The following is a 13,100-nucleotide window of genomic DNA, read 5'->3' on the forward strand; positions in this document are numbered from 1 at the left end:
GGCGCAGCTTACAGCACGGGCGGGCAAGTCACATTCCAGGCGTCATACTGGGCGCCGCTCTTGCGCAGCCAGACGCGGGCGTAGCTGTCGCGGTCGCTCTTGAACACCAGCGCATAACGCTCTTCTGCACGCGGTGCGGCGGCGCCCACATCGACGGCCGCCAGCGTAAACTTCAGCGCGCGCAGCGGCGCGCAGGCCGTGTTACCCGCCATCAATAATCGCGCCCGCTCCAGCAGTGGCTTCTGGTACAGCAACACGCCTTCCAGCTCCACATCGGGGATGCGTTGCAGCATGCGCACGGGTTCGGCCACCGCGCGGCAAGTGCCACGGTCGAGCCAGGCGTAATACTCCATGCCCGCCTCCTGCCAGCGCGCCTGCTTGCCCTCGCCGTGCAGCACGAACTTGGTGCGCTGCGTACGGCACAGCGCGCCATGACCACGATACGGCGGCGTTTCCACGCTGCCCACCACTTCGCGGCCACGACTGCCCACCACGGGCACGCTCTCGAACACGGTGCGCGCAGCGGGCTCGCCCGGATATTGCTGCGCATAAAATTCCAGCAAGGACGCGCGCTGCTGCGCATCCACTGCCACCACCTCGGCAGCGCTGGCTGAGATGCACACGGCCGATACGGTAAAGAGCGCTACAGAGCGCATGAAATATCCTGGCATGGCATTCCTTCAATCGACGTTCAGGGGCGGGTATCGCCCAAGCGCAGATTATATAGTTACCAGGAAATACCGGGAGCGTACGGCGTCAGGCCGTGCGGAGGTTGACACCTCCAGCGAGCAACTTGGCGCCGCAGGTGGTGGTGTCGCCTTCGAAGGCGATGGCGATACCGTTGATGCTATGCCGGGATGAGCCGCTGGCAATCTTGCAGCCCTGATGCCCCTTGATGGGGCAGCTGCACAAGTCCCCGACACAGGCGACGGAGACGCCTTTGACCGTAAAATGCGTGGCGGCACAACTGAGCACCTTGCCGCCATGCGAAGTGGCGTCGCCCAAACGGATGACTTTGCGCATGCTGCCTCCAGAATTATTGCCCAGCCTGACTTTCCAGGATGGCTTCCACCGATGGCGCCGCGTAGTTGGCCGGGTCGACCGCCGGCGTGACGCGGCTGCGGAAGATATCGCCGCTGGCATCCTGCTGCTGGCGTTTCGCATCCGATGGCGGCGTGATGAAGATGATGCTGGCCTCATTGCTGTCACGTAAATTAATCGCCGCACTGGCGCCACCATCGCGATAGCTACCCATCACGCCGATGGCCATCTGCATGAACCAGGTGGCTGCACCCGTGTTGCCCAGGCGAAGATCCGTATTGATGAACTGCGCGCTCTTGCCGCTGTCGATTTCCGGTCCGCCTTGTGACGCATAATCATGCAACAGGCCTTCGAGCATCAGCAACTGTTCCGGCTGATTTCCCGTGCCAGCCACGATTCGCGCCGGCCCCTTGCCGCGCTCCGCTTCCGGCAAGGTCTGCAGCGCCTGCTGCCAGCCTGCATTGAATATCTTCTGGCGAGCGTCGCGCCGCGTGACGGGCTTGCCTTCCTCGTCCGCGAACTTGACGAACACGGGTCGGTGCACGAAACCGAATGAGGGCAGGCGGTCAAATGTTTCCATCTGCTCCCGGTTCCACGGAATGGGAAACCACGGCGTCGGCTTCCAGTCGCGCGGGGGGCGATTTTCCCAAGGGTTGAGCTTGCCGAACGCCTGCAAACCGATGCCGCGGATATCGGGACGCTGGGCGAAGGCGGCTGCGGCGGTGAGCCATTCGGCGACGGTGGGTTGACGAGGCATGCTAAAACTGGACCATATTGATTTGACTGGCCTGGCCAATGAACTCTTCAAATCGTAATACATGGCCTTGAAGTGCCCCTGTACAAACTTATTCTCGGGATCCTCCCATACGTAAGGCCGCAAAGGATCTATTCTTTCGCGGCGCGCCAACACAAACACGGCGGTGGCATCGGGCATCTCGGGGATGTAATAGCCATCCTTTAGTCTCATCGCATCACCCGGCTTGCGACTTCCATCGCGCGTACCCACACTATCTTCGGAATGTACGACAACATAAGGCAGCTCTGGATGTTGGTCGAAAAATTCAAAGACTTCAATCAACAAGCGATCCGGTCTCTCATCCAATTTCCAAGGACCTATCGAAAATAAATGTGCCGGCAGGCCAATTGTCGATGCACCCGCTACCAGTCCAGCCATCGGCTCGTACAAACTGGGTTGCTCATCAGGATCAAGAATGGGAGAACCAGCATAAAACGATGGCAAGCCCCAATACATGGGTGTGAAATTAACGCCGTTTTCCAATGCGTCGCAAGCTCGGCCTCCCCCCTGCCCATCCTTATCCATCCCTTTCCACGGATACTTCGTCGGATCCTGCTCACGTATGCTGGTATAAGCACTTCCTTTTTGTAAGATATCCCACAGCTTTCCTTGTCGATACTTATCCAGGGTAACGCCCAGTCCAATCACCTCCAGTACATACTCCCGCACCGGCTCCACAGGCACCTTTAGCTGTTTCGCCTGCAACTGTGACGCAATTTCACGTGCCTGACTCTTAGAAGCGGCGCCTAGCCATAACCAGCCAGCAAATAAAATTACAACAACTATCGATATCCCCAACCAACGAAGCATCATCATAGTTCTCACCTTTTGGGTCAGCAATTCCGAAGGAAGCACAATCAGTCCAAATAACCTGTTATCGATGCGTCTTGGACACGCTACTTATCTTTTTTTCAGCCACTATTTTCATACTTTTTGTTTGCGATACGACAATCTTCCACAAGGCGCCCGACAATAATGGTAGTCCTGCAGGCAAACTTCCGCTGTTGTAATAGCCAATATTTCCTTCAATAATTGATTGCCGCCATGCTGGCTCAACATCCAGATAAGAAGAATACAAAGCACGAAATCGATGCATTAATAGTATTCCGTCTCTCGGTTGCTCACCTTTCTTCAGCATCTTTACCCGCCAATCCGCCACCGCACATAGATACGCATAGAACAGCGGATCGGATGACGCCTTACCGCTGCCAATCGCCACGTCATACGCGGTCACCTGACTATGGTTTTTCGCGCTACCGATAATGGAACTGTGGAAAGATTTGGCACTGACTTCCCGCTGCCAGCGCAAGCGCGCCTCGTTCGGGCTTTCCTGAATTTTCGCCACGACATTACTGTCTGGGTAGCGTTTCGCGGAAACAACTTCGCGTTGATCGAGCTTGTCTTTCACGTCCAGTCCTTTTTCCTTGTTGTAGCTAGCCGTCATCAATGCCAGCTCTCGTGGACTGAGGTGCTCCTCCCGCTCGGGAAACTTTTGGTAGCCTCCCGGATCAGGACGATACTCGCTGCGTAACTGCATGCCGCTCCCGCTAGTCGGTGCCACCGACGCATCGCAGGGATCGACTTCTTCCGCAGGTCCCTGATCGGCAACAGGACGATTTCTCATCATGGAAGTTGCCGGGATATTCACCGGATCGATTTGCGATGTGCCGCGCAGGTCGGCGGCTACAGGCTGTTTCAATACTTCGCCCGTGATGGTGCGTATGCCATTGCGCTGCTCTATCTTGCTCAACCTGGTATTGACAGGCCAGGCCACCGCTTTATGTTGTGCACGGTGTTTTCGCAGAGAAACCTCCACATGCGACTGCTCGGTTTCCGTCGGCAGGCGCAACGGAAAGTCAAAAGGTGGCGGCTTGCCTACCAACGACACCGTAGTCTTGCCCGTGGCCGGATCAAGGCGGGTCTTGTCGCTGAATACCCGTTGATAGAATCTGCCGCCCAGTTCCGCCAGCGCGCCGCGTACCTGCTTGTGTTCCACCATCTTGGTATGTCCGGAGGAAATACTGTACCCATCAAGACTGGATGTCTCCTCTTCTTCCACCAATTCACTTCCCAATGCATGATCGGGCACGCCATCCCACCCTATGCCCTGGATGTTATCGAGCGCCACCGTCATGTCTTCAGGGCAAAAATACAGATAAACCTTGCGGCGGTTGTCGCGGTCTTCGGCGCTCTGCCAGCGGCTGCCGACCATGCCGCGATGCTCATCCTTTTTCAAGTCGGCAAACGACGGCTGGCAGGCCTGGCCACTGCCTTTTGCCACACCGGCCACGATATTCGCCAAAGTCTTCAGGCGCGCTCCCATGGTCTGCGCACCACTGAGCAAATGGTAATAGGACTTCATCGCCGCATCTTCGCCACCATCGAACCAGGCAGCACCTCGCATCAACAGAGGCAGGCTGTCCACCAAGCTGTACGGCGGATGTGTGAGTATCAAATTATCGGCCGGCGCCAGCCCCTTTTCCATCAGCATGGCTTGCGCCAGCAGCGACAGCAGGCAACCCTGGCTGTGCGCAACGATGCTGACGGTATCATCCGCGTCGTAATCGCGGATCATGGAAATGAGCGCGGCCAGCCGCTGGGCTGCCAGCACCATATACATGCGTCCAGGCGCCGTCCTCAGCGGGCGCAAGGCATCGCCCATGGGATCGGCAGGCGCATACATGCCGGGACGCCACATGTCGGGCAAGCTGCTGGTGGCGTTGCCGAACGGCCCGCCTTCCTTCGACAGATCCTTGTCCAGCCGGTTGCCGTAGCGATCGACGAACTGACCATTGACGGTACTCGTCTTACCTTCAACTTCACGGTAGCCCCAGTAAAACGGAATCACGGGACTGTTGGTATCCTTGGCTATCGTGCGCTTGAAAAAGACGGCGTCGGGATCATCTTCCAGCTTGTCCTTGTCCGCCGCCCCGGGCATGCGGTAAGTGGCCGGCGTAAAGCCGCGCCCCAGCCTTTGCTTCAAGCCCTCGCACAAGCCGTGCTCCACCGCCTTGTAGCTGACACCCACATCGTTGACGCCGTGAATGACGATGATATTTCCCGGCAAATTGCGGCGTATCTTGACCTTCTTGCAGACGGTGCGTTCGCAATGCAGGATCGTCACGTCTTCGCCCACCACGTACGGCACTTTCGGATAGCTGCCCATCGCACTCTCCTGGCGTCATCAATCCTTGTTGTTGAACACTTCGATGGCGGCCAGGTGCATCGCTGCACGCTCCAGCACCTCCGTCTTGCCGCCTCCATCGCTGCGGCCATCGGCCGATGAACCATCGCCCAGCTTCACGGCGAAGTGTGCCTGCGGTGCCAACTGCGGTTGTTGCGGCCCGCCATCGACGGCGCTGTCGTCGCCCTCATACTGAAAAATGAATTGCTGGTCGGCCTTGCCCTCGGCAAAGTTTGGCAATTGCACCTCCATGCTTTGCGGGTCGTTGAAGACGAAGTTTGGCGCATTGAAGTTCAGCGGCGACTTGCTGCCGAAGGTGATGCCGTCGGCGATGCGGATGAAAGCGCCATGCTTGGAAATCAACACGATTTCATCGGCCATGCCCGTCAGCTTGCCTTCGCTGGCGGTCAGCTTCAAATTTTTTCCCGCATTGAGGTCCATGTCGTCATGCTGGCTTTGCAGCAAGAACTTGCCATGATGGGCGATGGCGCGGATGCCATCCGCATGGGCAAACAGCGAGATGCCCTTGCCCGCGTTCACGCTGTAGCGCTGGCCTGCCACCGCTTGCAGGTGCTGCTGCGCCACCGTATCGATATTGCTGACGGCATAGCTGACGATGGCCTTCGAACTGGCAAAGCTGATGCCGGCCGGCGCCGTGACGGCAATCGCCGCCGCACCGCCAAATTCGGAACGGGGCTGCGTATTGCTACCACCTTCCCAGCTTTTCAAGCTTTGCTGCAACTCCTGCTGCGCTTCGTCGGCGTTCTCCAGCGCCTGATGCGTGGCGGCATAACTGCCCAGCGAGCGAAACAATTCCAGACAGTTTTCCATCAGGCCCAGATATTCGCTGCGCGCCATGTGGCCGCCATCGCCGTTCAGGCGCTTCCAGGCCGAGAGCAGCATGCCCTTGCCCGCACGCATGGCCAGTTGCTCATCGGTGCGCAGCTCGGCCCCCTCGCCGCGCGCGTCGCCCTGGCCGTTGCGCCGGTCCTGCGTCAGCCAGCCCAGGTTGAGCTGGCTGGAACCGTGATCGCTGGCAAGCTGGGCGTTGATTTGCCCATGCACATCGTCAAAGCGCAGTTGGTTGGCGCGCGTGCCCTTGATCTCGCGACTCTTGATGCCGGACAAATAGCGGTTACCCGGCAGGTCGCCCGCCTTGCTCAAGGCAACCGGCTGCGCATTATGGTTGTACAATTGTCCCACGATGATAGGCCGGTCCGGATCGCCGCCCAGGAAAGCCAGCAAGACTTCGCTGCCTACGCGGGGCAAGCCCAGGTAGCCGCATTGCTGCATGCTGCCAGGTCCGTTTCCCGCCCAGCTCGACGCAACGCGCACCCAGGCCGAATCGGCATCCGTGTCGGAGGCGCCCGTGCCGCCTGCATGCTCATGGTCCAGCTTGCGTGTGGCGGGAAAGCGCACCTTGACCCGGCCCATCGCATCGCAATGGACTTCCTCATTCGCCGGCCCCACCACCATGGCGCTTTGCATGGTGACTGGCGGCAAATCACTGCGCGTGTCGTAGGCCGGCACGATGGCCACGCCGCGCCGCACTGCCGTCAGTTCGATACGCATGCGCAAGGCGCCACCGTCCACGGCCGACGCCAGTTCGCGCTGCGGCAGCAATGCGTCATCGGCCAGCCAGCGGTTGCGCGCAAACAAACGCGCCACCCGGGCGGCCAGCTCCCTGGGTAAATTATTTTGCGCCGCCACATGCAGCGACGTGACGACAAAATCGCGCGCGGCCGCTGGCAAGGCGTCAACGTCCGGATGCTCGGCCAGCGTAAAGTATTCACCCGGACACAGGTCGCGCACGCTGCCTTCGGCATGAAAGCAATGGCTCTCGTAATCGTGCTGCTGCATGGCCAGCATGCCCAGCTGACACAAGGCATCATGATCCATGCCCGCGCGCGGCGGCAGCACGCGATAATCATCAAGGGTAGCGGCAATGGCATTGCCATGCATGCCTTGTGCCCCCTGCCCCAAGGCATCGGCGGTCATGAACGGCCGCGCGCGCGGATGTTCCTCGTTCCAGCTATGGCGCGTAACCTTGCCCGCCTGCAGCTTGCGCACTTCGTTCCACGACGTCAGGGTGTCGCGCTCTTCAGTTGCCCGGTCCGCGTGATAGCGCACGGTGTCCGCCATGTTCTTTCGCAAGCAATCGGCGTGGTTGAACAGCACCAGGGTATGCGCCGGCTCGGCATGTGCATTCGTATTGCCCTCGGCACGAAAAAACCAGGCGACGCCGCTGCGCTTGAGCAGGCGCCGCACGAAGGCCGCATCGGATTCATTGTGCTGCATGACAAATTCACGCTGCGGATACGTCTGCGCCTCGAAGAAATCGGCAAACGCATACTGGAAGGCATGCGCCATTACCGTATTGCTGCGTATCCACTCATCGAGCAGGGTCTTGACGATCTCGATATCCGTGAGGCGCCGGAAGACGCGCGTATTGCAGCGTTTTTCCATGATGGCGAAGGCGTCCGTCAACACCAGCTGATAGCTGGCCAGCGCGCCATCGCTGTCACCGGCGCTCGCTTGCGTGATGAGGCCGCAGATGCTGCGCAGCTGCCCTTGGTCGGTGACTATATCGATAGCGGCCGGCAAGGCAATCAAACTATTGAGCGGCAAATCCGCATGCGTCGAGACGCACAGCACACGGTATTCAATCCCGCCACAGATGGCCTCGCTGCCGGCGATGCGCTGCGGTATCAGCACACCGGCAGGTACCTTGGGCGAGATACCCAGGCGCAGGCGCAAGGGACGCTGGGTACCCGATATCAACTCATCATCGTCCATGGCGTTCTCCTCGTTCCTACATCAAGCTGGAGAGCCGACAATGCCATGGGATGGCAAGGAAATACTTGATATTTAGTAAGAATCCGCCAAGGTTCCCAATACTTCCCTCAACTTTTTCCGCTTGGCCAGCAGGACGGGATCAAATGCTGTCCATTGCTGCAGGCGCACGGTGTAAGCCGGCGTCATCATCCACCCGAACACTTCCGCCTTGTCTTCCTCGGGACCGTAAGCGGCGTACAGGCTGACGAGGCCAGGCTGCGGGTGGCCCAGGTTCTGGAAGCCCTTGCCATAGGCCGTGGCGCCGCCCTGGCCGTAGGCTGTTCCGGGCGGGTTCAGGGCCAGCCAGGCGGGGTCGCGGTAATAGAAATCGTTGAACAGGCGGTATTCGATGAAGTGGTAATACTCGTGGTGCACGCGCAGCTCCATGCCGGATGGACACAGGGCGGCCAGCAGATTGTCGGCGTAGACGACGCTGTCGATTTCCGGCGCCGGCATGGCCAGGCGGCGCTGGCCGTCTACGCTCAGATCCTTGACAAGGACGACGTGGCGCAAGCCCGTGCGCGCGAAGACGCCGACCGGGTAGCGCTCCATGGCGGGCAGTACGATGCTGAGCAACAATTGCAGCCCGGCGCGGTCTTGCTCCGACTCCGTAAAGGCGCGCGCCGCGCTGTCGGGCATGGCCAGGGTCCAGGCGGGCAGCAGTTGCAAGGCCCCCAGGCGCGCCGTGGCGATCGCCTGCAGTTGCGCCACGCTGGCGTCCTTCGGTGCGACGGGCGCATAGCGCACGCTCCAGTCGCATTCGCTGCGCATGCTGTCTTGCTGGGCAGCACGCTCGAACGCCTGCACGTCGGCCGTCGATGGCGCGGCCGGGCCGACACTGGCGCAAGCGGACAGCAACGCAACGGCAATACAGGACAACATGCGGCAAGCAGGCATGGGAGCTTTCACAGGCATAAAGTGGGGCGCAATCGCTGCGCCCCATTGTACAAGCCGCAGTTCCTCACGCCATCAGCGCTGGTAATGCTTGAAGAAATTCCAGCTGATCACGGTGGCGTCCGGGCCCAGTTCATCGCTGAATGGCCAGCCGGGAGGACCACCACTCCACGCGTGATTCATGCCCTCGACCGTGTACTTTTGCGCGATGACGGTGCCGTTGTGCAGATACGTGTCGATGGAATAGCTGCGGCCGTACGGCACCGTCTGGCGCACGATGCTGTCGGCACGGTAGCGCACGCTGTCATTGTCGAGGCCATCGTCGCCATAATCACTGGTCTGCAGGAATTGCTCGATGGTTTGCTCGCCGTTGACGGGGTTGACGACGATGTCGGAAGTGCCGTGGAACACCATCGTCGGCATCAGGCGGCGCGGCGAACCGGAGCAGCGCCAGGCATCCTTGCCGCGTACTTTCGGGTCGAACGAGCTGCCGTTGAACAGCGAATCGGCGGCCGTGAGCATGCCGATGGCGCCCTTGTACATGCCGCCCGAATGCACCATCACGGCAGCGAACACGTCCGAATAGCAGGCGGCCATGATGGAAGCCATGGCGCCGCCCGCCGAGATGCCCGTCACGTACACGCGGCTGTCCTGTACCGCATACTTGTTCTTGACCTTGTTCAAGATGCCCATCAGCACGGCCGGCTCGCCCGTGCCCCGTTCCTGGTTCAGCGGCAACATGAAATTCCAGCAGCGCATGGGGTTGGCCGTGGCGTTCTGGCGCGGATAGACGACGATGAAGTTTTCGCTGTCGGCCAGCTGGTTGTAGCGGCTGACGGCGGCCATGCTGTTGGGCTCGGAACCGCAGCCGTGCAGCATCAGCACCACGGGCAGCGGTGTGTTCGGATTGTAATTGCTCGGTAGCCAGACCTGGTATTCGCGCGTGCCCCACAGGCTCGCGTACAGGCCGAAATCCCACTGGCCAGCGGCAGCCGGCAGCGCGGCCAGCATGCCGCAGGCGGCGATGATTGCGGATAAGAAGTGACGCAGTTGCTGATGCAGATGTGCCATGCCAGTCTCCTGATTGTTATTAAGGACGAAAACAGTGACAACGAACCGGCTTGATGCACATCAAGCCGGTACTTCTACAACTTCTTAAAATTTATAGCCAGCCTTGGCGATGATCTGGCGCGGCGGGCCATAGAAACCGTCTAGGATGAAGACGGCGGGAATGTTGTAGCCATCCGTGCGGTAGCGCTTGTTGCCCAGGTTGCTGCCGTGCAGGCTGAAGGTCCAGTTCTTCGGCGCTTCCCACACGACACCGGCCGTCCAGATGCTGTAGCCGCCTTGCGCCAGGGTTGCGCTCAAGTCCGTGGTCGGGTAGACCTTGCTGCGATAGCCGTAGCCGACCATGCTGCGCAGCGCGCCGCCGAAGACGTCGCGGTCCGTGCGCGTCACATTCAAACCCACTTGCCGCGCTGGCGTATTGCTGAACTTTTGCGTATCCGCAATGTTCTTGCCGCCGCTCATGAACTCGTCATAGTGGGCATTGAGCAAGGCGAGGAAACCGTTGACTTCCCACTGGCGATTCGGCCGCCACGAGAATTCGAATTCCGCGCCTTTCACCGTCGCCTTGCCCGCATTCGTGAAGTCGCCATAGAAGCCAGGCACGCCGCCCGGCTGCACATAGCTGGTAAACACGGACAACTGAATATCCTTGTAGCGGTTGGTGAACAGGGCCACATTGGCGTCGAAGGTATCGTCCGGCGCCGCGTATTTCATGCCCACTTCCAGCGCGTCGAGTTTTTCATCCTTGTAAGGCCGCGCGGAGTCGGGCACCACCAGGTTGTTGGCACGCACGTTGTAGCCGCCCGATTTGAAACCGCGCGACAGGTTGCTGTAGAAATTCGTCGTCTTCGACGCTTCGTAGCGCACGGAGATTTTCGGCGAGGTATTGCTGACCGACAAGGACTTGTCGAAGTCGGCCGCCGTCTGGATGGGCCGCGTGAAGCCCACGTCGGCAAAAGCGCGGTTCAGCACGATGGCGCGCTTTTCCTCGCGCGTGTGGCGCAAGCCCGCATTGATGCTCCACACCTTGCCCAGCGGCCAGGTCCAGTCCGTGTACAACGCCGTGCTGTCCGTCTCCACCGTGCTGACGGCGGCCGTGAACTGGCGTCCCAGGAAGTTGTTGTAGATGCCGCCGCCGGCCGTGCCTTCGAAGCGGTACAGGCCGATCACGCCGGCGCCATAGTCGCCGCTGTACGAGGCCTGCAATTCCAGGCTTTTCTGTTCGTCGCGCGAATCGCCGAATACGTCGGCAATCGGTTGCGGCAAGCCGTCGAAGTCGATGGTTTGCTCGGACGTGCTGCGCCGCTTGGCGCCAATCACTTTCACGGACCACTCGTTCGACAGCGTGTAGTTGGCCACCAGCGAGCCGCCCCGGTTATGCGTGAAGTTGTTGCCCGGCATGCCGCTCTGGATGTCATACGCATCCGTGCTGGCGGGACGCTTGAGCGGGTCAAAGGCGCTCACGCCCATGCGCTGGAAGCCGCGCACGCCCGACTTGTCGTCCGTGGCGTCCAGGCTCAGCACGACAGTCAAGGGTATGTCCTGCGGAAAGTAGCCGACGGACAGGCGCGCGGCCGTGCTGTCCTGGTCGCTGACCTGTTCGCCATTAAAGGTGTTGCGGCCGAAACCGTCGCGGTCCAGCTTGGCGGCCGCCAGGCGCGCGCGCCAGGTGCCGCTCTCGTTGGCCAGGTTGAAGGCGGCCTTGAAGTTGCGCTGATTGTAATTGCCGATGCCCACTTCCGCCGAAGCGCCGTTTTCCTTCGCAAGGGGGCGCGAAATGTACTTGATGGCGCCGCCGATGGTGTTCTTGCCATACAGGGTGCCTTGCGGGCCGCGCAGTACTTCGATGCGCTGCACGTCGAACACGTCGAGCAGTGCGCCTTGCGGACGGGCCATGTAGACGTCGTCAAAATAGATGCCCACGCCCGGATCCACGCCCCAGACGGGGTCGGCCTGGCCCACGCCGCGAATGAAGGCCGTCAGCGTGGTATTCGTGCCGCGCGAGGCGTACACGGTCAGGTTCGGCACGCGCTCCTGCAAGTCGGCCAGGTTCTGGATATTCGCCCGTTCCAGGGCCTTGGCGGAAAACGCCGTGACGGCCAGCGGCACGTCCTGCAGCCGCTCTTCGCGGCGGCGGGCAGAGACCGTCACGGTTTCCATGCGTTCTTTCGCATCGCTGGCTTCCTGGGCCGTTCTGGCAGCAGCGGGAGTGGCTTCCTGCGCCTGGGCCTGGGTAGCAAAGGCACCGGCAACGGCGAGGGCGGCGGGCATTAATTTCAAAGCAAGTTTCATAGCGTCTCCAATGTCAGGCTTGCTTGCCACCAGGGCAGACGGCCGGATTCCAGAAGCGCAAGACGTAACGGTACCGGCGCGCAAAAAGCATGCACCTGCCCTGCGATGACTGTTTCCCGGCCCTCGGCCCGTGCGGCGAGTGGCCTGTTTATTTTGAATGTGTGGCGAGGAAGGACTGCAACAAGGTATTCACACGCTGCGCCTGGTCCAGGGGCGTGGCGTGGCGCGAGTTCGCGATAATCTCGATCTCGCACTGCTGAAACTGTGCGGCAAAGGCCCGCTTGCTGGCGACGGGCGTGTAATCCTGGTCGGCCGCCATGATGAAGACGGGCATGGCCAGGGCCGGGAAATGAATGTCGATATCCCAGTGGAAAATGGCGTCCAGCGCGGCCAGATAGGCGCGCTTGTCCATGCCTGCCATTTGCGTGGCGAAGCGCTCGACCAGCGCTTGCTGCGACGGATCAGGAAACAGTTTCTTGCCGATGATCTTGCCCATGGCTTTCAAGCCCAGGGTGGCAATCACGGTACGGCGCAGCCAGTAGGCAAACAGCAAAGACGCCGGCTTGCTGCCCTGAAACGGTTGCGAGTTGATCAGGCACAAACTGGCTACCCGGCCAGGGGCGCGGTTGGCCATTTCAAGACCCACCATGCCGCCCAGGGAAAAGCCGACGATGTGCGCGCGCGGCACGTCGAGCTGGTCCATCAAATTGAAAAGGTCGTTGGCAAAGTCGCCGATCTGCCAGTCGCCGCCCGGTGCGGGACTGCGGCCATGGCCGCGCATATCGGGCACGATCAGGCGATAGCTGCTGCCGAGGGCGTCGATTTGCGGGCGCCAGTCTGCGGCGCAGGAACCGAGGCCGTGTAACAAAAACACGGGCTCGCCCTGCCCCTTGCCCAGGTCGAGGTAATGCAATGGAACATCGGATGTCGTGTGACGCCGCATTCTGTCTCCTTGCTGTTGAACATGCTTTGTGTTCAGGTGCAGGAATA

The 13,100-nt window shown here is 60.5% G+C and carries 9 protein-coding genes; all 9 read right to left on the bottom strand.

Annotated features, from left to right (window positions below):
• Window positions 1-8: 8 nt before the first annotated feature.
• Complete coding sequence (locus tag ACP7EG_RS18225) at window positions 9-656, bottom strand: hypothetical protein (protein ID WP_426088750.1); 648 nt, start codon at window positions 654-656, stop codon at window positions 9-11.
• 100 nt (window positions 657-756) lie between these two features.
• Window positions 757-1,023, bottom strand: a complete 267-nt coding sequence (locus ACP7EG_RS18230; protein WP_426088751.1) for a PAAR domain-containing protein — start codon at window positions 1,021-1,023, stop codon at window positions 757-759.
• 13 nt (window positions 1,024-1,036) lie between these two features.
• Window positions 1,037-2,653, bottom strand: a complete 1,617-nt coding sequence (locus ACP7EG_RS18235) for a type VI lipase adapter Tla3 domain-containing protein (RefSeq protein ID WP_426088752.1) — start codon at window positions 2,651-2,653, stop codon at window positions 1,037-1,039.
• Window positions 2,654-2,711: 58 nt separating this feature from the next.
• Entirely contained in the window at window positions 2,712-5,003 is a 2,292-nt protein-coding gene (locus ACP7EG_RS18240) for a T6SS effector phospholipase Tle3 domain-containing protein (RefSeq protein WP_426088753.1), read from the bottom strand.
• Between the two features lie 18 nt (window positions 5,004-5,021).
• Entirely contained in the window at window positions 5,022-7,817 is a 2,796-nt protein-coding gene (locus ACP7EG_RS18245) for a type VI secretion system Vgr family protein (protein WP_426088754.1), read from the bottom strand.
• A 72-nt stretch (window positions 7,818-7,889) separates the two neighbouring features.
• Window positions 7,890-8,738 carry a hypothetical protein gene (locus ACP7EG_RS18250; protein WP_426088755.1) on the bottom strand — a complete coding sequence of 283 codons (849 nt, stop codon included), beginning with the start codon at window positions 8,736-8,738 and terminating at the stop codon, window positions 7,890-7,892.
• An 87-nt stretch (window positions 8,739-8,825) separates the two neighbouring features.
• Window positions 8,826-9,821, bottom strand: a complete 996-nt coding sequence (locus ACP7EG_RS18255; protein WP_426088756.1) for an extracellular catalytic domain type 1 short-chain-length polyhydroxyalkanoate depolymerase — start codon at window positions 9,819-9,821, stop codon at window positions 8,826-8,828.
• A gap of 84 nt (window positions 9,822-9,905) precedes the next feature.
• Complete coding sequence (locus ACP7EG_RS18260; RefSeq protein ID WP_426088757.1) at window positions 9,906-12,110, bottom strand: TonB-dependent receptor; 2,205 nt, start codon at window positions 12,108-12,110, stop codon at window positions 9,906-9,908.
• Window positions 12,111-12,258: 148 nt separating this feature from the next.
• Entirely contained in the window at window positions 12,259-13,053 is a 795-nt protein-coding gene (locus ACP7EG_RS18265; protein ID WP_426088758.1) for an alpha/beta fold hydrolase, read from the bottom strand.
• Window positions 13,054-13,100: the final 47 nt, after the last annotated feature.

Source organism: Janthinobacterium sp. PSPC1-1 (genome assembly GCF_049897625.1).
Lineage (GTDB): Bacteria > Pseudomonadota > Gammaproteobacteria > Burkholderiales > Burkholderiaceae_D > Janthinobacterium > Janthinobacterium tructae.